General features: G+C 37.1%; 22 protein-coding genes and 1 pseudogene. 8 read left to right on the forward strand and 15 right to left on the reverse strand.

The genetic code is table 11. The annotated features are described in order from the left end of the window. The 9 genes and pseudogenes from BTHERMOSOX_RS00005 to BTHERMOSOX_RS00045 form a co-directional block, all read right to left on the reverse strand. Positions 1 to 817 (reverse strand): DEAD/DEAH box helicase family protein (locus BTHERMOSOX_RS00005; RefSeq protein ID WP_138118373.1); only part of this gene is annotated, 817 nt, incomplete at its 3' end. 5 nt (positions 818 to 822) lie between these two features. Then, complete coding sequence (locus BTHERMOSOX_RS00010) at positions 823 to 1671, reverse strand: BRO-N domain-containing protein (protein ID WP_138118374.1); 849 nt, start codon at positions 1669 to 1671, stop codon at positions 823 to 825. After that, positions 1668 to 2204 carry a restriction endonuclease subunit S gene (locus BTHERMOSOX_RS11890; protein ID WP_283204830.1) on the reverse strand — a complete coding sequence of 179 codons (537 nt, stop codon included), beginning with the start codon at positions 2202 to 2204 and terminating at the stop codon, positions 1668 to 1670. The genes BTHERMOSOX_RS00010 and BTHERMOSOX_RS11890 overlap by 4 nt, the downstream gene beginning before the upstream one ends. Before the next feature lie 147 nt (positions 2205 to 2351). Next, positions 2352 to 2882: pseudogene (locus BTHERMOSOX_RS12010) on the reverse strand (restriction endonuclease subunit S); the annotation flags it as partial. Then, complete coding sequence (locus BTHERMOSOX_RS00025) at positions 2875 to 3189, reverse strand: nucleotidyltransferase domain-containing protein (protein WP_138118377.1); 315 nt, start codon at positions 3187 to 3189, stop codon at positions 2875 to 2877. The gene BTHERMOSOX_RS00025 and the pseudogene BTHERMOSOX_RS12010, both read right to left, overlap by 8 nt. Then, positions 3186 to 3614, reverse strand: a complete 429-nt coding sequence (locus BTHERMOSOX_RS00030) for a nucleotidyltransferase substrate binding protein (RefSeq protein ID WP_138118378.1) — start codon at positions 3612 to 3614, stop codon at positions 3186 to 3188. The genes BTHERMOSOX_RS00025 and BTHERMOSOX_RS00030 overlap by 4 nt, the downstream gene beginning before the upstream one ends. After that, the gene (locus BTHERMOSOX_RS00035; RefSeq protein ID WP_138118379.1) at positions 3611 to 5059 is read right to left on the reverse strand and encodes a class I SAM-dependent DNA methyltransferase; all 1449 of its coding nucleotides are present in this window, start codon (positions 5057 to 5059) and stop codon (positions 3611 to 3613) included. The genes BTHERMOSOX_RS00030 and BTHERMOSOX_RS00035 overlap by 4 nt, the downstream gene beginning before the upstream one ends. Positions 5060 to 5155: 96 nt before the next feature. Continuing rightward, positions 5156 to 6445, reverse strand: a complete 1290-nt coding sequence (locus BTHERMOSOX_RS00040; RefSeq protein ID WP_138118380.1) for a M16 family metallopeptidase — start codon at positions 6443 to 6445, stop codon at positions 5156 to 5158. Beyond that, positions 6445 to 7782, reverse strand: coding sequence for a M16 family metallopeptidase (locus tag BTHERMOSOX_RS00045; RefSeq protein ID WP_138118381.1), 1338 nt, complete (start codon positions 7780 to 7782; stop codon positions 6445 to 6447). The genes BTHERMOSOX_RS00040 and BTHERMOSOX_RS00045 overlap by 1 nt, the downstream gene beginning before the upstream one ends. A 25-nt stretch (positions 7783 to 7807) precedes the next feature. Here BTHERMOSOX_RS00045 and ftsY point away from each other — a divergent pair, with 25 nt between their 5' ends. The 4 genes from ftsY (at position 7808) to BTHERMOSOX_RS00065 (ending at position 11063) form a co-directional block, all read left to right on the forward strand. Continuing rightward, positions 7808 to 8752 (forward strand): signal recognition particle-docking protein FtsY, encoded by a 945-nt coding sequence (gene ftsY / locus BTHERMOSOX_RS00050; RefSeq protein ID WP_138118382.1) that lies wholly within the window; start codon positions 7808 to 7810, stop codon positions 8750 to 8752. Positions 8753 to 8855: 103 nt separating this feature from the next. Beyond that, entirely contained in the window at positions 8856 to 9350 is a 495-nt protein-coding gene (locus tag BTHERMOSOX_RS00055) for a thioredoxin family protein (protein ID WP_138118383.1), read from the forward strand. Next, positions 9347 to 10594: a TolC family protein gene (locus BTHERMOSOX_RS00060; RefSeq protein ID WP_138118384.1), complete on the forward strand. Its 1248-nt coding sequence runs from the start codon at positions 9347 to 9349 to the stop codon at positions 10592 to 10594. Before BTHERMOSOX_RS00055 ends, BTHERMOSOX_RS00060 begins: the two co-directional genes overlap by 4 nt. Then, entirely contained in the window at positions 10584 to 11063 is a 480-nt protein-coding gene (locus BTHERMOSOX_RS00065; protein WP_138118385.1) for an efflux RND transporter periplasmic adaptor subunit, read from the forward strand. The genes BTHERMOSOX_RS00060 and BTHERMOSOX_RS00065 overlap by 11 nt, the downstream gene beginning before the upstream one ends. 109 nt (positions 11064 to 11172) lie before the next feature. Here BTHERMOSOX_RS00065 and BTHERMOSOX_RS00070 read toward each other — a convergent pair whose 3' ends face one another. The 5 genes from BTHERMOSOX_RS00070 to hemC are packed head-to-tail and all read right to left on the reverse strand — an operon-like array spanning position 11173 to position 14034. Then, a complete protein-coding gene (locus tag BTHERMOSOX_RS00070) occupies positions 11173 to 11385 on the reverse strand; it encodes a hypothetical protein (RefSeq protein ID WP_138118386.1) in 213 nt (70 codons plus the stop codon). 54 nt (positions 11386 to 11439) lie between these two features. Further along, positions 11440 to 12159, reverse strand: coding sequence for a zinc-binding alcohol dehydrogenase family protein (locus BTHERMOSOX_RS00075; protein WP_138118387.1), 720 nt, complete (start codon positions 12157 to 12159; stop codon positions 11440 to 11442). 3 nt (positions 12160 to 12162) lie between these two features. Further along, the gene (locus BTHERMOSOX_RS00080; protein ID WP_138118388.1) at positions 12163 to 12831 is read right to left on the reverse strand and encodes a hypothetical protein; all 669 of its coding nucleotides are present in this window, start codon (positions 12829 to 12831) and stop codon (positions 12163 to 12165) included. A gap of 10 nt (positions 12832 to 12841) precedes the next feature. After that, positions 12842 to 13117: a 4a-hydroxytetrahydrobiopterin dehydratase gene (locus BTHERMOSOX_RS00085; protein WP_138118389.1), complete on the reverse strand. Its 276-nt coding sequence runs from the start codon at positions 13115 to 13117 to the stop codon at positions 12842 to 12844. A 2-nt stretch (positions 13118 to 13119) separates the two neighbouring features. Further along, complete coding sequence (hemC, locus tag BTHERMOSOX_RS00090; RefSeq protein WP_138118390.1) at positions 13120 to 14034, reverse strand: hydroxymethylbilane synthase; 915 nt, start codon at positions 14032 to 14034, stop codon at positions 13120 to 13122. A 31-nt stretch (positions 14035 to 14065) separates the two neighbouring features. Here hemC and BTHERMOSOX_RS00095 point away from each other — a divergent pair, with 31 nt between their 5' ends. The 3 genes from BTHERMOSOX_RS00095 to fmt are packed head-to-tail and all read left to right on the forward strand — an operon-like array spanning position 14066 to position 16856. Next, positions 14066 to 14545, forward strand: a complete 480-nt coding sequence (locus BTHERMOSOX_RS00095) for a thioredoxin family protein (RefSeq protein WP_171004595.1) — start codon at positions 14066 to 14068, stop codon at positions 14543 to 14545. Then, complete coding sequence (gene argH / locus BTHERMOSOX_RS00100) at positions 14542 to 15927, forward strand: argininosuccinate lyase (protein WP_138118392.1); 1386 nt, start codon at positions 14542 to 14544, stop codon at positions 15925 to 15927. The genes BTHERMOSOX_RS00095 and argH overlap by 4 nt, the downstream gene beginning before the upstream one ends. Next, positions 15927 to 16856, forward strand: coding sequence for a methionyl-tRNA formyltransferase (gene fmt / locus BTHERMOSOX_RS00105; protein WP_138118393.1), 930 nt, complete (start codon positions 15927 to 15929; stop codon positions 16854 to 16856). The genes argH and fmt overlap by 1 nt, the downstream gene beginning before the upstream one ends. On the opposite strand, the gene BTHERMOSOX_RS00110 is transcribed toward fmt, so the two are convergent. Beyond that, complete coding sequence (locus BTHERMOSOX_RS00110) at positions 16832 to 17284, reverse strand: tRNA (cytidine(34)-2'-O)-methyltransferase (protein WP_138118394.1); 453 nt, start codon at positions 17282 to 17284, stop codon at positions 16832 to 16834. The two genes, fmt and BTHERMOSOX_RS00110, sit on opposite strands and share 25 nt — an antisense overlap. Positions 17285 to 17364: 80 nt before the next feature. Here BTHERMOSOX_RS00110 and clpB point away from each other — a divergent pair, with 80 nt between their 5' ends. Beyond that, positions 17365 to 19923 carry an ATP-dependent chaperone ClpB gene (clpB, locus tag BTHERMOSOX_RS00115; protein WP_138118395.1) on the forward strand — a complete coding sequence of 853 codons (2559 nt, stop codon included), beginning with the start codon at positions 17365 to 17367 and terminating at the stop codon, positions 19921 to 19923. Positions 19924 to 20104: the final 181 nt, after the last annotated feature.

Raw genomic sequence — 20104 nt, forward strand, 5'->3', positions numbered from 1 at the left:
TCGTGCCAGACATGAATGATTGAAATATCGTAAAAAAGATACTGCCATTGGTTGGTACTTTTCCTTTTTTCTTAATCTCCGAAGGCTTGATGCGTACCATCGCGTCATCATCAAATGCTGAAAATGAGTTATAAGCCTGATTAGCCAGTATATTTCTATCTGCCAAAAATAAAATGCGAGGCTGTCTTTTACCATCACGACTTAAAGTCCATCGACTGTAAAATAATTTCCAAGCAATCTGAAAGGCAATCGCCGTTTTACCCGTACCTGTAGCAAGGGTTAATAAAAGTCGGCGTTTATTTTGTGCAATAGCCTCTAAGGCATTCTTTATCGCAATTTCTTGATAATATCTTAATTGCCACGAACCTGATTTATCCTCAAACGGTATCAATGCAAATTTTTCTCGCCACTGGTTTAGGTCGCCATAAACCTCATCCCAAAGCTCATCAGGCGTTAAAAAATTATCAACTGTTTTTTCTTGCCCAGTTTTAAGGCAAATTTGATAAATGCTTTTACCATTGCTTGAATAAGTGTAATCCAGCCCTAATTTTTGAGCATAAAGTTTGGCTTGTGCCACGCCCTCGCCCACTTCTAGTTCATTATTTTTTGCCTCAACAACTGCTAATTTAATACCTTTATAAACCAAAATATAATCAGCAATCAATGGCTTTGCCCTGCCACCACCGACTTGTATTTTGCCATCAGTAATCTTACAGACATCCCGCTCACGCAAAATTTTCGACCCCTCAATCACACCCCAGCCACAAGCGGTAAGTTGTGGGTCAATTAATTCGGCTCTTGTTTCTGCTTCGTTCATAATGCTTATTCTAGCCTTGTTTTGTTACCATCAGCCAAATATTTTTGTTTTGAAATCACGCTTCTACCTAACTCTTTTTCAGTTTCCTTACGAGCATTTCCCGCAACTCCGCCCCCTCTTTTTGCTACATTTTTATTTTTGGCAAAGGTATTAGGCCTTTCTTCTTTTGAGATTTCAGTGGTTACTCGTTCGCCTAGCATGGCAAAAATTAACTCTAAATCGTCCATATTGTCTCGCAGATTGGCTTTTGATTTTTCAGGCAAGTTTTTAAAGTTTTTATACTCAGCGGGGGTCATACCAAAAGTGGCCTTAGATATTTCAGCGGTTAAAATCGCATAATCTTTTTGCTCGGTTATGCCTCGCTGTTGCCATTCATCCGTTAAATTTTGGCGAATAGCAATACCGCGCAAGCGTTTATCAATCCAATCTTTGGGGTAGCCTTTTTGCTCATAAATGGATTTCATTCGCTGTTGCGCCAGCTCTGGGTTTTCTATTTCATCTAAGCGTTCTTTGCCGACTTGGGCGAGCCATAGTTTAAAGGGTTCGGCTTTTTTGGAGGGAATGGATTGAATTAAGCGAAAAATATCTTTGGTATCGGCAACATCTGTTAATCTCATTTTTCCATCAGCGGAGAGCATTTTCAAACGGTTACAATTTGTAACCGTTTCATTTCCCTCTTTTACCAGCCTGTGTTTTAAAACTTTCCAGTAGTTTCTCGCTCCCTGATAGTCTTTTTGCTCAGTTAATATTTCAACAATATCAATGATAGAAAAAAACCATTTTTCCAGCTTTTTATCCCAATGGGTTCTGATTTTTTGGTTTTGAAACAGTTGTAATTTATATGGATTTTTCATAATTCTCCATTAAACGCTTTTTGTAAGATTGATTTTTTAAGTTCGGATAAGTTTGTAATTTTTTGCTGATAAATAATTTCTAGTTTTTTAGTTTGGACTTGTAAATAGTTGAGTTTTTGAATAATTTTCTGTTGTTCTTGAATAGGAGGAATTGGGATAGAAAAATTCCTTAAATCTTTTAAATATAAATGCTTAAGAGCAGCTCCCTTAGGTTTAATTTGCTTTTGAATTAAAGGTGAAATCAAAATATATTTCAGAAAAAGTGATATTTTTCTATTTATTGGCTTAATAAGAGCAAGAGACACAAAAATTGAAAACTCAATGTCTGTATCTATAATTCTAACAATACCAATCGTCCCATCTTTAGTAATAAGTATATCGCCCTTTTCTGGTCTTGTTCTTTTACAATATAACTCATGGTCTTCTTTTGATATGTAACTAACTTTATCAAAAGATATTCCATCTCCTTTTGTTAAATTATTTATTTTAAGAAAAGGAACTCCTTTAGATATGTAATTAGGCTTCTGATGCACTCCATCAGTTATTTTTGTGCAAATATCATTCAATTTTTTTTCTTCCCAATCATTGCCTTTATCCTTAAAAACATTATTCAAATAACTTTCAAATAATTCTTTGGCATTTTGTAAATTGGTTTTGGCGATGGCTTCTGCTTTGGTTATTTCTGCAAAGGTTTTATCAAGAATTGCCACGATGCATTTTTGTTCGGGGAGTGAGGGAAGTGGGATATTCAATTTTTTAAATTTCGCCATAGAGACACCGCCAATTATTCCTGTCATTTGACCTTGAAAGTCTTTTTGAAAATTATCACTAAAATAATAATAATAAATATACTTGTTGCTAATACCATTTTTTACAATTAAAGCGAACAGTTTATTTCCAAAGCAAACTTCTTGACTAGTAAAGCCAATTTTTCTACCAGCACTACCTCCTTCGGCACAAATTAAAGTTGTATTTTTTGGAACAAATCTAAAATTTTATTTTTCTTCAAAAGGAATACTAATGCCATTACTGTAATCAATTATATTTTCACAAGAAATATCTTTTGTTGCTATATAAGGCATTCCACCATTAATATTTAAGTATTTTTCCTTTTTAATAGTTGCGTTTATACTATTACCATTAAATATTTTACCTATATCTCCCAAGTTCTTAACTTCCCACCCTTTCGGCAACGGTTTATTTTCATTCATTATGATCACCCCGATAAAAAACCTCACCCATTCTGTCAATATGCTCTAAAAGGCTTGGGTTATTAATATTTTCAAATAACTGTATATCGCACAAATAAGGGAAATCACTTTCTATAATGTTGTCAATTAAATCCTCAACTTGGTGGAGACTCAGGTGGGTTTCTTTTAAAGTCAAATCTATGTCGCTATATTTTGTATAGGTGTCTTTGACCCTTGATCCATAAACAATAACTACTCCTGTTTTAAGATGTTTTTTAAAAATACTTTGTAGTATTTGTGTTTGAGCTGTGTTTAATCCAAAAGTCATTCGTTTAAATCTTGTTCTATAAAATCCAAATAAAGCGTCTCCAGATGAAAATAATAGGTATCTTGCAAAGCCTTTAAAACTTTATTAAAGTTGGCAAAGTTATAAGTATGGCTCATTAGGTTTCTATCGTTTATCATTGCCATCCAAATTTCTATATCACTGATGTATTGACTGTTGTAGGCTAGTTTTAATATAAATTTTGGGCTGATTTTATCTATAATAATGCCGTCTTCTTGCATTTTATCTTTGAGTGTTTTCCATGCCAATTCAAGGGTGAATTCAAAGCGTTTAATCAGCCCTTCTTTTTCTAAATCGGACAAAGTTAAAATATCTTCATTGTCTTCAATCACAAGTCGCAATAATGCAAATGCTTTTGAATAATTTTGAAATCTTAGCTTCCATCTAATGTCTTTTTTTTGGTTCATAATAATGCTTTAATTGTTTTCAATAGCTCCTCGCTTTCTTTATCTAATTTTGCCATATTTTCTAAAATTTCTTCGGGCGTTCTCAAGGGCGCTTCTTCGGGCGTATTTGGGTTTTTAACAGACAAATCAAAGGTCGTTTGGTCAATATCTTTGATAGCGACTGTCCATGAATTTTCGCTTTCGGCGTTGGTTTTTTGTAATCGGATAAAGTCGGCTAAATCTTGCTCATTAAGTGGGTTGGTTTTGCCTAGGTTTCTGTCTAAATTAAGCTGATAAAACCAAGTTTTTTGCGTGGCTTCGCCTTTGTTAAAAAACAACACCACGGTTTTTACCCCTGCCCCTGTGAATGTTCCGCCAGGTAAATCCAACACGGTGTGTAGATTACAAGCGCTCAATAATTCCTTTCTCAGGGCAATAGAGGCATTATCGGTGTTGCTTAAAAAAGTGTTTTTGATCACCACGCCCGCACTACCACCTGCTTTGAGTATTTTAATAAAATGTTGTAAAAACAAACTGGCAGTTTCACCCGTTTTAATTGGGAAATTTTGCTGCACTTCTGAGCGTTCTTTACCGCCAAAAGGTGGATTAGCAAGCACTATATCATAGCGGTCTTTTTCTTGAATATCGCTTAAACTTTCAGTCAGTGTGTTGGTGTGAATAATATTAGGAGCTTCTATTCCGTGCAAAATCATATTCATAGTGCCAATAATATAAGCGAGGGATTTTTTTTCTTTACCGTAAAAGGTGTTTTTTTGCAAAGTGAGGGTTTGCTTTGTGGAAAGATTAGCTTGATTAAGATAATTAAACGCTTCTACTAAAAACCCAGCCGAGCCAACTGCCCCATCGTAAACAGTGTTGCCTATTTTGGGTGAAACCACTTTAACAATGGTTTTAATCAACGCACGAGGTGTGTAATATTCACCACCATTGCGTCCAGCATTGCCCATGTTTTTAATTTTGCTTTCATATAAGTGACTCATTTCATGTTTTTCTTGGTGTGTTCTAAAATGCAACCCATCAACAAGTGTTATCACTTCTCGCAGGTTGTAGCCACTTTGAATGCGATTTTTTAATTCTGAGAAAATTTCGCCAATTTTGTATTCAATGGTATTGGCGCTTGTGGCTTGTGCTTTGAATTTTTTTAGATAAGGAAATAACGCATTATTAACAAAATCTAATAAATCATCACCTGTTAAAGCGTTATGGTCAACAGTGCCATTATCAAGTTTTGGTGCTGCCCAAACTGACCATTGAAATTGAGCGGAAATAATGGATTGATAGGTCTTTCCAGTAAGTTCGGCCGCTGTTTGCTTGTCTTGCTCTAAATTGGTTAAATATTTTAAGAACAATACCCATGAGGTTTGCTCTACGTAGTCTAGCTCACTGCCACAACCCGCATCTTTATGCAGAATGTCGTCAATATTTTTAAAGGTTTGTTCAAACATATTATTTACTGAATTAATGGTGGTAACAATTGCGCCTTATTTTAACCGACATGTAAATACAGAAATTTGTAAAATTTCGGAAATAATGGAAATGGGCTATTTTGTAGCACCAACGGTCAAAACAACCAGTTTATCCATGTTAATCAGTCGTGCGTAAGCTTTTTGGATGTCTTGTGTGCTAATTGGCTTTATTTTGTCGATAAAAGTGGCTAAAAAGTCCAAAGATAGGTCATAAAATCCAATAATGGATAGATAAGTAAGAATATTCGCATTACTTGCAACCTCTAATGCAAAACCACCAATGATATTATCCTTGCCATCTTGGAGTTTTTGCGCATCAATCGCATTATTTCTGAAATTTTTCAACGTTTCTAAAGCGATTGTTTTGGCTTCATTTGCTTGTGAATTTTTGGTTTGTAGTTTGATTAGGAATAATCCATTTGATTTCATCTTGCTAAAATAACTCACCACCGAATAAGCCAAGCCTTTTTTCTCACGCACTTCATTGCTCAATATAGAGCTTAAACCACTGCCACCCAAAATATGATTACCCAAATATAGTGCGTAATAATCAGCATGATGGCGATTAATCCCAGTTTGTCCAATCAACAAATGGGTTTGCTTAGAGGGAAACTCAATGTGAATATTGTGTGAGTTTTGCAGTTTTTTAACCAACGGATTTTTAGGTGCTTTTTTGCCCATATTGAGCCCATGAGAAATTTGGCGTGCAATTTGCTTGGCCTTGGTTTTGCTAATATCACCCACCAAAGCAATGGTAAGATTTTTGGCCACATAATATTGATGGTAAAAATTTTGTAAATCGGCCAACTGAATATCTTTGATACTATCCTTAGTGCCAATTTTTGAGTGAGCATAAGCATGACCAGCAAACACCAGTTGATTAAATTTTAAACTGGCTACTCGCCCAGGGCTTTGCTTAGCTGATTCAATGGCTTGATAAATTTGCTTCTTTTCGCGACTTAAATACGCCTGTTGAAAATCTACTTTAGCTATTACTTCACTAAAAAGTGATAACGATTGTCTCAAGACTGAATCTCTCGTTAAGCTACGCATTGAGATAATTGCCATATCTTTTAAACTGGCTGCTGAGAACTCACTACCGAGTGATTCAAACTGGTTGATAATTTGCTCTTCAGTCATGCTTTGAGTTGCTGTACCAATTAAGCCACTGGTTAGCGATGCAAGACCAAATTGTTCGCCATCACGACTACTGGCTGCATCAAACACAGCTGAAATATCAAGCATGGGCAGGCCTTTAGTTTGGGTGAACAATACCTTGGCACCTTCAGGCGTATACCACTGAGAAATATCAAGCTCAGCTTGCGCACTACCAATTAGCGATATCAATACAATTAATAATTTCATTAAAATCCTTGAGGTAGTAACTCTACCGTATTTACGTTGTCAAAATTTAAATACATGTTGGCGACATTTGATAAATCTTTATCGGTTACTTCGTTCATTTTGTCGACATATGTAAACATTTTATCAATACCAAGGCCAACTGTTTCTAGCATGCCTAAATAGTATGATTGTGTTGATATTTGATCCTGTTCAAAAACAAAATTAGCCTCTAATTGCGCTTTTGTACGCCTAATTTCATCTTTCAATAAATTAGGGGTTTTAATCAATTCTGCCACTTGTTGTTTAATGGCATCAATAATTGTGTTGTTTTCAATCCCTTGAGCGGCAATAAAACTAATGTTAAATTGAGTTTGATATTTATCATACAGTCGATAACTGACACTAATACTAGTAGCAATCTGACGATCTCTAACTAGAGTTTTTGATAAACCATTATCCAAAACATAGGCCAGCATTTCTAGCTGATATGCCTGCATTTTGTTTTTAGCACTGACCAAGCTTGGCACGTGAAATGCCATGGTATATAACGGTAACTTGGCTTTTACTTTAAGTTGTTTACTTTGTTTTATTAGTGCAATAGGCGGCTTATCTTTAAGCGTATCAATATTTGGATTAAACGCATAACTTGAAAAATATTGCTGCGCATAACCAATCACTTGCTTTGGATCAACATCACCCACAACAACTAGAGTTGCATTATTAGGCGCATAGTATTTTTCATACCAATTCCTCAAATCACTCAATCGATAAGTCTCAATATCAGCCTGAAAGCCAATCACAGGCGCATGATAAGCGCCCGATTCATCATAAGAAATAATACGCAATTGTTCAAATATTTTCGCATTGGGATTATCCTCAACGCGTAGTCGCCTTTCCTCAATGACCACTTGCCTTTCTTTATCCAGTTCACGATTAGAAAAGGTTAGATTGCGCATTCGATCAGCCTCCATCTTAATGGCTAATTCTAATTTTGAATTGTGCATTTTTTGATAATAAGCCGTATAGTCTTTAGAAGTAAAGGCATTTTCATCACCGCCATTTTTAGCAATAATGCGTGAAAATTCACCCACTGGATATTGGCGTGTACCTTTAAACATCATATGTTCAAGCATATGAGAAATACCCGTATTAGGCCTAGATTCATTACTAGCGCCCACTTTATACCAAAGCTGAGAGATAAATACTGGTGCCCTGCTATCAACTTTGACGATAATTTTTAGCCCATTTTTCAAACTTGCTTGAGTAATTCCTTCATAGGCAAGACCTATAACGGTAGTGTTAGAATTTGAAATTGCTTGGGCGCTTAAAAAAAAGGCTAGTAAAATTAGTATCTTCATAGTTCAATCATTATAGCGAGAAGCCTTGTTTAGTTTTTTTAAAAAAGACAAATCTACTAAAGTAGAAAAACCTCAATCTCTCAAAGAGCGTTTATTCAAATCACGAAAAAAACTCGGTTCAGGGTTGGCCTCTTTATTATTAGGTAAAAAAGCCATTAATGATGACTTACTTGATGAATTAGAGATGTTGTTAATCACCGCAGATATTGGCATTAACACGACAGATAAAGTGTTAGAATCTGTTCGTCAAAACGCTTCGCGAAAAATTTTAAAAGATTCAGATGGTGTTTATGAGTTTCTAAAAACCGAGCTTGCTAAACTCTTAATTGAGGACAACCAGCTTGATACCGACATCAATGGAACTTATGTTATTTTGGTAGTGGGTGTGAATGGCGCAGGAAAAACCACCACCATTGGTAAAATGGTCAAGCATTTTCAATCTCAAGGTAAATCTGTCATGCTGGCAGCTGGCGACACCTTTAGAGCGGCAGCAGTAGAACAGCTTAAAGTTTGGGGTGAACGCAACGATATTACCGTGGTTGCCCAATCAACTGGTAGTGATGCAGCCAGTGTTATTTTTGATGCGTATCAGTCGGCACAAGCTAAAAATATTGACATCTTAATTGCTGATACCGCAGGTCGGTTACACACTCAAGGTAATCTAATGCAAGAATTAGAAAAAATTAAACGTGTCATTACCAAGCAAAACGAAGCTGCTCCACACGAGGTGATGCTGGTTATTGATGGCGGTGCAGGGCAAAATGCAGTTAACCAGGCTAAAGAATTTAATAAGACGGTTAAATTAAGTGGCTTAAGCATTACCAAACTTGATGGCACCGCCAAAGGTGGTGTACTGTTTGCCATTTCTGATGAGTTAAAATTACCAATTCGTTTTATTGGTGTGGGTGAAGGTATTGATGACCTTAAGCTGTTTAATACAAAAGAATTTATCGATGCCTTATTTGACTAGCCAATAGTTGAGTAAAAGGCGCAGTTGCTTACAATTCAAATACCTGCTATGATTATGATTTCATGTGGCAAAAAATGTCATAATTACTTGAGGAGTAAATCATATGAGAGTTTTTTTCATTCTCAGTCTATTAATGTTATTAAGTCCTGTTCATGCTTCAGAGGCTTTATTTAATCAACATTTTAATGATTATTCAGAAAATTTAGATGATGCCAACGAGGCTGGCAAAGAGGGTATTTTTGTTTTCTTTTTTATGGATGACTGCCCCTTTTGTCAAAAAATGGAACGTCAAGTGCTGAATCAAGATTCGGTAACTAGCTATTTTAAAACTCATTTTTTAAACTACAAAGTGAATACCGAATCTGATTTGGAATTGGTGGATTTTGAAGGTAATGATACTGTTGAACGAGTATTTGCCAAACGCCATAATAGAATTGGTGCTACGCCAGTATTGGCTTTTTTTGATCTAAACGGTAAACGCGTGGTTAGGCGTACGGGTTTTGCCAACAAAGAAGAGTTTTTACTACTGGGAAAATACATGGTGGAAAAAGCCTACTTAGATGAAAACTTTGTTCGCTATAAGCGCAAACATCGATGAAAAAAACCATATCTCTGTTAATGTTAGCCCTCAGTGCAACTTGGATACAAGCATTGCCAAATCCGCTTAAATTAGATCAGGCTATTAAGATTTCTGCCAAAAAAAATCTATTTCAACAGCAGCAGCAACTTAATATTGATCATACCCAGCTACAATTGAATGATTTAAATAATCTTTATGGTACTGAAGCAACTCTTGACCTTGAGCTTGCTAGTCGTAGCAACTATAGCGCAGCTAGCAATAATTCCCATGCATTTGTTTATTTGAAAAAAACCCTATTTGACCAACAAATTGAAATCAATAAGTCTGCACAACTAAGTAATATTGCCAACGCTATCTCAACCCTAGAACAAATACAGCACGACAAAACGCTTGATATTATGCGTGGTTTTTTTGATGTCGTGTTGGCTGATATGACTTATGAAACTGCCTTAGAAAAACTAGCCATGGCCGCTATTCGAGAAGGTCGCGTTAAAGATGATTATGATGTGAAAGATGCATCAGAAGTGGAATTATTAGAAAAACAAACCCATACTCAGGTCAGTCAAATTGAACGAATTAAGGCTGAATCTGCACAAATTAAAACACGTGCAAAACTCGCTCAACTGCTCGACATCGATTATGCTAATCGCCCTGATGATGTGGTTAAACCCGATTATCGTCAACTTTTCAAAAAAGAAATTTTTGAATTCGAGCACTACCAACAAGCGCTTAATAACAACCTAAAACTCAAACAACTGCAACAATCCCTAACGGCCATTAAAGCTCAAATTTCACAAGAAAAAGACAACCTAGGTATTGTATTGAGTTCGAATGCCAGATTAGGTGATCAAGCTTATCAGCGTGAAAAAAATGGACATTGGCGTGTAGGTCTAAACCTCTCTATGCCTTTTGGAACAGATACCAAGCAAACTAATAAAATTTCAAAACTACAACTTAACGCCAGACAAAAACAACTTGAAATTGAGCAATATCAGCAAACAATAGAAGCAACAGCACTTGATTATTATTTAGCGCTTAAATCATTAAGACAAATTCATAAAGCGCTACTGATTGAGCTTGACTACCGAGACCTTTATTTAGAAAAAGCGCGTGCCAATTATGAAATGGAAATTAATAGCGATATTGGCCATGCCATGGTTAACGTCACCGACAGCGAACGAAAACTAGCTGAAAATGAATTTAACTACGTTATCACCCTTAAACAATTGCACCACCTCATTGGAGAAAATTATGAAATTTAACCATTATTTAACTGCTGGGATATTGCTATCAAGCACAGTTTTAGCGTTAGATATTTACCCTCAAGTAAGTGCCAATATTATTGAGATAAAAGCAGTTGGTGAAGCTGTAAAACCTGGTGATATTCTGGTTAAGCTTGATAATAGACAGGCCACACTCAAACTACAACATTTGCAAGTAATCCAAAAAATTAAACAACAAGCTTTTGATGATGCCGAGCGTGAATTCAACCAAACGCAAGAACTATACGATCGCATGGTGGCCTCTCATCGTGATGTGGATATTGCCAAAATCACTTTTGATGAGAAAAAACGTGAACTTGATGCGCATAACTTAACCATACAAATTCAGAAAATCGAGCTAGAAAAGTACCGTATCACTTCACCAATTTCAGGAACCATTAAAACAATACCTAATTCAAGAAATGCTACCAATCATTTTTCACCAAAGCCATTGTTAATTATTGAATAACAATCTATTTTATCGATTAATACCATCTGAATATTTCATTTTACTATATCGGTCTGTTCTAATATAATTCGTAGCACTATTACTTTGAATACTTAGTGGCTACTGCTAGCTACCAAGTATTGCTAATAACTATTTTTCCAATCGCATTACCTTGTTCAATTAGTTGATGTGATTGGGTGATGGTTTTTAATGTAATTGGCTTAAGTTGTTGCTTCATTATTGAGATGATGCGTTTTTGATCAATCAGTAGCGTAACTTCGTCTAATAGCTGATGTTGTGCAATCATGTCTTCTGTTTCAAACATAGGGCGTGTGAACATCATCTCCCAAACTAAGGTGATGCTTTTAGTCTTAAGTAAATTAAGATCATAAGCTTCTTACGTATTGGCTAGCAAGCAAATACTACCTTGAGGCTGGATTACTTCAAGCATATCTTTGAAGTAATCATCAGGCACACCCATGCATAAAATATAGTCTGGATTTATCAATGACTGCTGTTTGAATTGCTCAGCTAGATTTTGATGCTTTAGTACAACATCAGCGCCCAATTCTTCACACCATCTTTTTGATTCTGGCCGTGAAGCTGTAGTAATAACATTCATACCAATTATTTGTTTGGCAAGCTGAATCGCCATTGAACCCACACCACCTGCTGCACCAATCAATAATAAAGTTTTTTCCTTATCTTTTAAAGTGATTTTCAACCGATCAAATAACGATTCCCAAGCAGTAATACCAGTAAGCGGCAAGGCGGCAGCCTGAGCAAAATCAAGCGTTGTTGGCTTGAGTGCTACAATTCGCTCGTCCACTAATTGATGTGTAGCGTTGGATCCATCACGACTAATGTCACCCGCATAATAAACCTCATCATCGACGTTAAACAAATTTACCTTGTCACCAACAGCTTGCACAATGCCGGCACAATCAAAGCCTAAAATTTTAGCTTTACTACCTTTAACAACCGTTTGTTTAACTTTACTATCAATCGGGTTAATAGAAATTGCTTTAACCTCTACCAATAGATCTTGGCCCTGAGGCGTGTTAATCTGCTTATCAAACTCAACAAACTCACTGCCGTTATAGCCAATTGCTTTCATAGATTATTTGCGTGTATTTTTTTCAATACGAAGCATGGCCAGCATCATCACAAACATGATGAAAAATCCAAGTGCCACAGCAGCCATTAATAAAGAAATAAAGCCTGTCATTTGATCTACCCTAGCAGAACCCATTTTCATTAAATTTTGCTGCGCTTGATGATCTACCTGTTGGGCAAATTCTTGATCATGCCAATGTAGAAAATCATCAATATTTACTTGGTCGCCGCCCACGTTAACCAACTGCCTAGTCAGTGTTGCTAGTGACTCAATATAACTCAACTTAAGTGCTTGTGAATAATTACTGGCCTTGATTTTAATCATCACCTTAATTTTAAATTGAAGGTCAGATTGATCAATTACCCCTTTAGGCAATGATTGTAAATTAGTCATGATATGCTCAACTTGCTGATCAAATTCTTTACTAAAAACTGACTGAGATTCAATCGCTAATTCTGGCTGATTAAAATTACTCTGTAAGCTTAAGCTAATAGGATTTTGATATTTAGCCAACTCAATCACTGGGGTATTGATTTGATCAGTCGCTCTGCTGGATATTTTTTCATAACCAAACACACCTAAAAAAACAATCAAGGCTAACGACAGTAGTGCAAACAACAGGCCAATGCGTCGTACAATTAGAAAAAAATTATTTTCGATAAATTTCAACATAAGGCTTCCTTTATTTGGATATTTTCTTAAAAATTACATTCATTTTCTCAGCAAGCTCAAGATCTAACTCGCTAATACAACCCTGGGAATGGGTTGTTAAATCAACATCAACAAGCTTATAAACATTTGACCATTCAGGATGATGGTTCATTTTTTCCGCAACTATAGCCACTTGACTCATAAACTCAAAAGCTTGAACAAAATCTTGACATTCAAATCTTCTATGAAGTTTTTGATTAACAATTGACCAATCTGGTAATTGCTTTAAGATCTCTGAATGAATCATTATTAAATGTTTAGTATGTCTTTAGCACCCATCTCAATGAGCTTGTCAGCTAAAGTTGCTCCTAACAATTCAGCCTCATTCACCGGGCCCATTACTTGATGTTTCAAGATAACACCAGAATCAACATTACCCACTAGTCCCGTTAAGGTAATTTGCTCATTATCAATGGTTGCATAACCTGCAATTGGCACCGAACAACCGCCTTCTAAACGTGCATTCATTGCGCACTCAGCACTCACTCTATAAGTAGTTTGCTCATCAATTAACGGCTTAATTAATTCTAAAATTTCTTTGTCATCCTGACGAATTTCAATGCCTACTGCACCTTGACCGACTGCCGGTAAAGAATCAATTGCTGGTATTTCTTGCTTAATTCTATCTTCAAACTTAAGGCGAATAAGCCCTGCACATGCCAGAATAATAGCATCATATTCACCATCATCTAATTTTTTAAGTCGGGTATTAACATTACCGCGTAGGTCCAAAATCTCTAAATCTGGACGTCTAGCCTTAAGCTGAACAATTCGTCGCATTGAACAAGTGCCCACTTTAGCGCCTTGTGGCAAATCATTAATACTGTCAAAATTATTAGAAACAAAAGCATCAAATGGATTTTCACGCTTTAAAATTGCGCCAAGCTCAAATCCTGGTGGAATCTCATAAGGCACATCTTTCATAGAATGCACTGCAATATCTGCCTCACCCTCCATCATGCCAATTTCTAACTCTTTAATAAACAAGCCTTTTCCACCAATTTTTGACAAAGGAGAGTTTAAAATTTGATCTCCTTTGGTCATCATCTTTACTAAAACCACCTCAAGCTGAGGATGGTGCGCTTCCAGCCTAGCTTTAACGTGTTCTGCTTGCCAAAGTGCCAATGGAGATTTTCGAGTTGCAATTTTGAGGGTTTTATTCATGTTTCAAGGAGTTTGTATTAAAATAACGTTAATGTTTAGATTTTATCTATTAGTCAGCGTCTTTTTGTCAAATTTTGCTTTAGCGCAAGAATTAACTCTGCCGCCTGCAAAAAACCTCTTTATCGATTCGCAAAAAGTCTGGGAAAACCAAACTCCTATTTTAATAATGTTTTCCATTCCTGATTGTGGATATTGCAAAAAAGTCAAAGAAGATGTTATTGGCCCAATGGCTGACATGGATGAATACCAGAAAAAAATTATCATTCGCCATGTTAATGCCAATAGTTTTAATGAACTGAATAATTTTTACAACGAAGAAGTATCTCACAATGGGTTTTCTTTGAATAACGTCATTAGTTTTTTTCCAACCGTATTACTGGTTGATCAATATGGTGTTGCACTGGAAAAAATGGTTGGCGTTACTAACGAGGACTATTACTGGACGGATTTAGACGAATTAATCGATTCTGCGACTAACAAACTAATTAATAAAATGAAGGCAAAATTATGAGTGAACAAACTAACCAATCTTGGGGTGGACGTTTTAGCCAGCCTACTGACGAATTCGTCAAAATCTTTGGCGCTTCTGTCTTTTTTGACAAAATTCTAGCGCCTTATGATATTGCTGGCTCTCGAGCGCATACGATTATGTTGCAAGAAGTGGGTTTATTAACCGAAAATGAAAAAGATCAAATCCTAACGGGGTTAGACCAAATTTTAGTAGAGATCGATGCTGGAGAATTTGAATGGTCTGTTACGTTAGAAGATGTACATATGAATATCGAATCACGCCTAACCAAGCTGATTGGCAATGCAGGCAAAAAACTACACACAGGACGCTCTCGTAATGATCAAGTGGCAACAGATATTCGCCTATATTTACGTGATCAAGTTGATGGTATTCTTGCTGAAATTAATCGCTTACAATTGGCCTTACTTGACTTGGCTGAAAAGGAAGCGAACACTATCATGCCTGGCTTTACCCATCTTCAAGCAGCACAACCTGTTAGTTTTGGTCATCACATGATGGCCTATTTTGAAATGCTAACGCGCGATGCTGAGCGTTTGATTGATTGTCGCAAACGTATGAATTCTATGCCATTGGGTTCTGCCGCTTTAGCAGGCACTACTTACCCAATTAACCGTGAGCGCACTGCAGAACTATTAGGCTTTGATCGCATTTGCTTAAACTCTTTAGATGGCGTTAGTGATCGAGATTTTGCCATTGAATTTTTATCAACTGCAAGCATTATTATGATGCATCTATCACGCTTTTCAGAAGAGCTAATCTTGTGGTCAAGTGCACAGTTCCACTTCATTGAATTGCCAGATAGTTTTTGCACTGGCTCATCAATCATGCCACAAAAGAAAAACCCAGATGTGCCGGAGTTGGTACGTGGAAAAACTGGTCGCGTGTACGGTAATCTAACCTCTATGCTGACCATTATGAAGTCACAACCTTTGGCATACAATAAAGATAATCAAGAAGACAAAGAGCCATTATTTGACACAGTTGATACGCTTAAAGCCTGTTTGCGCGTGTTTGCTGACATGGTGCCAACCATTGAAACGCAACGTGACACCATGTACAACTCAACCAAAAAAGGCTACACTACGGCTACAGACTTAGCCGATTATTTAGTTAACAAAGGTTTGGCCTTTAGAGATGCGCACGAAGTGGTGGGTAAGTCAGTATCTTATGGCATTGAGCATCAAAAAGATTTATCAGAGCTTAGCTTAGAAGAGCTTCAAGCCTTTGATGATCATATTGAAAACGATGTATTCGAGGTGCTTTCTTTAGAAGGCTCACTCGCTGCACGAGACCATTTAGGCGCAACATCACCTAATCAAGTCAAGCAAGCCATTCAAACTGCTAGAAATAAACTGAAATAATGAAGCTTATTTTTGCAGGAACGCCTGATTTTTCAGTCGGCGTACTTGAGGCGCTACATCAAGCTGGACATGATATTATTGGCGTCTATACGCAACCAGATCGTCCCAAAGGTCGTGGTCAAATATTAACAGCCTGCCCTGTTAAAGAAAAAGCATTGGAGCTTAGTCTGCAGGTTTTTCAACCTGAAAGTCTGCGAGATACTGACACTCAAAAAGAGTTGTCCAACCTTGATGCTGAAGTCATGGTGGTGGTGGCTTATGGTCAAATCCTGCCTGTTGAAGTGTTACAAACCCCTAAATATGGTTGTCTTAATATCCACGCTTCATTGCTACCACATTGGCGCGGTGCCGCACCGATTCAGCGCGCCATTATTTCTGGTGACACGCAAACGGGTATCGGCATCATGCAAATGAATGAAAGCCTAGATACTGGTGATATATTACTGGAAAAAACTTGTGATATTTTACAAACGGATACAGCGCAATCTTTGCATGATAAATTGGCAATATTGGGCGCACAAGGTATTGTTGAAGCACTTGATAATATTGAGAAATTAACCCCAACCATTCAAGATGAAGCAGGTATTACTTACGCCAAAAAACTTAGTAAAGAAGAGGCTTGGATTGATTGGTCAAAATCAGCAGTAGAAATTAACCAACAAATTAGAGCGTTCAACCCTTACCCTGTTGCTCAAGCACATGCAAAAAGTGACAAATTCGATGATAAAGTTTTACGTATTTTATCTGCTTGTGTCATAGACCTTGCCTATGACGCAAAACCAGGAGAAGTGGTTGAATATGACAAAGGAGTTTGTATCGTCGCCACAGGTGACGGCACACTCAGTTTAAAACAAGTACAGTTAGCTGGCAAAAAAGCAGCTAATATTAAAGATTTTACCAATGCTTATAAATTAACAAAATTCAGCTGACGCCAAGCTTCATAAGCCACAATTGAAACGCAATTAGATAGGTTTAAACTTCTAGAACCCTCTTGCATGGGTAGAGTAATACCTGGATATTGATCCAAAATCTCTTGAGGTAGGCCGCGAGTTTCAGGCCCAAATAAAAATGAATCTCCCAATTGGTATTCAACCTGGGCATAATTTTGTGATACTTTCGAACTCACTGCAAACAAGCGCTCTGGCTTTGCTCTGGCTAAATAATCCTCAAAGTTCTCATACTCGACTACTTTGGCTAATTCTTTATAATCAAGCCCTGCGCGTCGAAGGCGTTTATCGGTAATCTCAAAGCCGAATGGTTTAATCAGGTGTAAATTCGCACCCATATTGGCACTCAAACGAATAAGACTGCCGGTGTTATTAGGAATTTCGGGTTCGAATAAGACTAAATTTAACATAATATTTTATTTTTGACCTTGAATATAGCAATATCATCCCATAGATAGGGTGTAACTTAAATAAAACAACAAACAAATCGATGAATATTGAAAAATTAACCTCTCAATTTCAACAAGACTTAAGCTCAGCACAGTCAATCGCAATTAGCCATAATAATAGTGCAATTGAAGGGCTTCATGTTTTAAGTGCTATGCTTAATGATAACGGCTCTAGTGTCAGTAATGCCTTAACAGCTGTTAAGGTAGAAACTAGCAAGCTAAAAACTCAAGTTGATTTAGAGATACAAAACCTGGCAGTTGTGAATAATCCCAATAGTGATATTGGCATTTCTCAAAGCTTATTACGCCTACTAACCTCAGCTGAAAAAATAGCAACCGATAAAGGAGATAGCTACCTATCGACTGAGCTATTTTTATTGGCAATTATTCAGGGCAATGATACAACTACAAAACTATTAAAAAATGCCGGTACTAATGAACAAGTGCTAACCCAGGCAATTAACACCCTTAGAGGAGGACAAAACGTGAACGAACAAAATGCAGAAACACAACGCGAAGCGTTAAACAAATACACCACTGATTTAACCCAAATGGCCATTGATGGCAAGCTCGATCCAGTTATTGGTCGTGATGGTGAAATTCGTCGTGCTATTCAAGTCTTGCAACGTCGTACTAAAAATAATCCGGTACTGATTGGTGAGCCAGGTGTGGGAAAAACTGCCATTGCCGAAGGCTTAGCTCAGCGCATTATTAATAATGAAGTGCCTGAAGGTATTAAGGGTAAGCGCGTATTATCATTGGATATGGCTTCATTGGTAGCTGGCGCTAAATACAAGGGTGAGTTTGAAGAGCGCCTTAAAGCCGTATTAAAAGAACTTGAAGCTGAGCAAGGGCAAGTCATTCTGTTTATTGATGAAATTCACACCATGGTTGGCGCCGGTGGTGGTGGTGCTATGGATGCAGGCAACATGCTTAAACCAGCACTTGCACGAGGTGACTTACACTGTATGGGCGCAACGACGTTAGACGAATACCGTCAATACATTGAAAAAGATTCAGCACTTGAACGTCGATTCCAAAAAGTGTTGGTTGATGAGCCAACACAAGAAGATACAGTCGCAATCTTGCGTGGACTTAAAGAAAAATACGAAGTGCATCATGGTGTTGAGATTACTGACCCGGCTATTATTGCTGCCGTTAACTACTCTACTCGCTATATTACTGATAGGCAACTCCCTGACAAGGCGATTGACCTAATTGATGAAGCGGCTTCACAAATTCGCATGGAAATTGATTCAAAGCCTGAGTCAATGGATAAGCTCGATCGTAAACTGGTTCAACTTAAGATTGAGCGCATGGCACTTAAAAAAGAGAAAGATAAGGCCTCTAAAGAGCGCCTTAAAGAGTTAGTATCGGTAATCAAAGAACTGGAAAAAAAATACGCCGATCTTGAAGAGATTTGGAAAAAAGAAAAATCTCAAGTTCAAGGTGCACAACACCTTAAAGAAGAGTTAGAGCAAGTTAAAGCTGAACTTGAAGCTGCCTCACGTAACAATGATTTGGCAAAAATGAGTGAGCTTCAGTACGGAAAAATACCCGAACTTGAGGCAAAAATTACTCAAGCAGAATCCGCTGACAATGAAGAAATGACCTTGTTACGCAACAAAGTAGGCGAAGATGAGATTGCTGAAATAGTTGCACGCTGGACTGGAATCCCGGTAGATAAGATGATGGAAGGCGAGAAAGATAAACTTTTACAAATGGAATCTATTATTCAGAAGCGTTTAGTTGGACAAAACAAAGCTGTTAAAGTTATTTCTGATGCGGTACGTCGCTCTCGTGCTGGGCTGTCTGATCCTAATCGCCCCGATGGTTCGTTTTTATTCATGGGCCCTACTGGCGTAGGAAAAACTGAGCTAACCAAAGCTTTGGCAGATTTCTTGTTTGATACTGAACAAGCAATTGTGCGTGTGGATATGAGTGAGTTCATGGAAAAACACTCTGTTTCTCGCCTTATTGGCGCACCTCCAGGCTACGTAGGTTACGAACAAGGTGGGGTATTAACCGAAGCAGTGCGCCGCAAGCCGTATTCAATTATTTTGCTAGATGAAGTTGAAAAGGCGCATCCAGATGTCTTTAATATTCTTCTGCAAGTGCTTGATGATGGTCGCTTAACCGATGGCCAAGGTCGTACAGTTGATTTTAAAAATACCGTAATCATAATGACTTCGAACTTAGGATCGCATCTGATTCAAGAGAACCCTGGTAAAGATATATCCGTTGAGCTAATCAAACTCGTAGGCGAACACTTTAGGCCAGAATTTGTTAATCGTATTGATGAAATTGTAACTTTCAATAGTCTGGGCAAAGAGCAAATTTCAGGTATTGCTAAAATACAAATTGAAATTCTAAAATCTAGATTAGCTGGTCTTGATCTCAAGCTAGATTTAAATAATGAAGCTATGAAAGTAATTGTTGATCGAGGTTATGACCCAGTGTTTGGGGCAAGACCGTTAAAACGCACTATTCAACAACTACTAGAAAATCCACTTTCTCAAAAAATTTTAGCAGGTGAATTTTTACCAGGAGCAACCATTAAAGCCAGTGTTGTTAATGATGAGATTGTGTTTTCTCAATAAGAAAATATTGGAAATAATGGAAATCAACCAACTTGGCACCGTCAAAGTGCCAAAAACTATTAAAAAATCCCCTTAACCGGGATTTTTTAATAGTTAGATCCTTATTTAAATGCTAGAAATAAGGCGATTTAAGAAAAACTCTAAGTATTTTTAAAAATTGACTGTTGTTAAAGCATTTATT

This window comes from Bathymodiolus heckerae thiotrophic gill symbiont (assembly GCF_900128515.1).
GTDB lineage: Bacteria > Pseudomonadota > Gammaproteobacteria > PS1 > Pseudothioglobaceae > Thioglobus_A.

Bases quoted from the DNA above. Each gene is read 5' to 3' on its own strand.
- BTHERMOSOX_RS00010 (WP_138118374.1), bottom strand. From the start codon at position 1,671: ATGAAAAATCCATATAAATTACAACTGTTTCAAAACCAAAAAATCAGA.
- BTHERMOSOX_RS00025 (WP_138118377.1), bottom strand. From the start codon at position 3,189: ATGACTTTTGGATTAAACACAGCTCAAACACAAATACTACAAAGTATT.
- BTHERMOSOX_RS00030 (WP_138118378.1), bottom strand. From the start codon at position 3,614: ATGAACCAAAAAAAAGACATTAGATGGAAGCTAAGATTTCAAAATTAT.
- BTHERMOSOX_RS00035 (WP_138118379.1), bottom strand. From the start codon at position 5,059: ATGTTTGAACAAACCTTTAAAAATATTGACGACATTCTGCATAAAGAT.
- BTHERMOSOX_RS00040 (WP_138118380.1), bottom strand. From the start codon at position 6,445: ATGAAATTATTAATTGTATTGATATCGCTAATTGGTAGTGCGCAAGCT.
- BTHERMOSOX_RS00045 (WP_138118381.1), bottom strand. From the start codon at position 7,782: ATGAAGATACTAATTTTACTAGCCTTTTTTTTAAGCGCCCAAGCAATT.
- BTHERMOSOX_RS00055 (WP_138118383.1), top strand. From the start codon at position 8,856: ATGAGAGTTTTTTTCATTCTCAGTCTATTAATGTTATTAAGTCCTGTT.
- BTHERMOSOX_RS00060 (WP_138118384.1), top strand. From the start codon at position 9,347: ATGAAAAAAACCATATCTCTGTTAATGTTAGCCCTCAGTGCAACTTGG.
- BTHERMOSOX_RS00065 (WP_138118385.1), top strand. From the start codon at position 10,584: ATGAAATTTAACCATTATTTAACTGCTGGGATATTGCTATCAAGCACA.
- BTHERMOSOX_RS00070 (WP_138118386.1), bottom strand. From the start codon at position 11,385: ATGATGTTCACACGCCCTATGTTTGAAACAGAAGACATGATTGCACAA.
- BTHERMOSOX_RS00075 (WP_138118387.1), bottom strand. From the start codon at position 12,159: ATGAAAGCAATTGGCTATAACGGCAGTGAGTTTGTTGAGTTTGATAAG.
- BTHERMOSOX_RS00080 (WP_138118388.1), bottom strand. From the start codon at position 12,831: ATGTTGAAATTTATCGAAAATAATTTTTTTCTAATTGTACGACGCATT.
- BTHERMOSOX_RS00085 (WP_138118389.1), bottom strand. From the start codon at position 13,117: ATGATTCATTCAGAGATCTTAAAGCAATTACCAGATTGGTCAATTGTT.
- hemC (WP_138118390.1), bottom strand. From the start codon at position 14,034: ATGAATAAAACCCTCAAAATTGCAACTCGAAAATCTCCATTGGCACTT.
- BTHERMOSOX_RS00095 (WP_171004595.1), top strand. From the start codon at position 14,066: ATGTTTAGATTTTATCTATTAGTCAGCGTCTTTTTGTCAAATTTTGCT.
- argH (WP_138118392.1), top strand. From the start codon at position 14,542: ATGAGTGAACAAACTAACCAATCTTGGGGTGGACGTTTTAGCCAGCCT.
- fmt (WP_138118393.1), top strand. From the start codon at position 15,927: ATGAAGCTTATTTTTGCAGGAACGCCTGATTTTTCAGTCGGCGTACTT.
- BTHERMOSOX_RS00110 (WP_138118394.1), bottom strand. From the start codon at position 17,284: ATGTTAAATTTAGTCTTATTCGAACCCGAAATTCCTAATAACACCGGC.
- clpB (WP_138118395.1), top strand. From the start codon at position 17,365: ATGAATATTGAAAAATTAACCTCTCAATTTCAACAAGACTTAAGCTCA.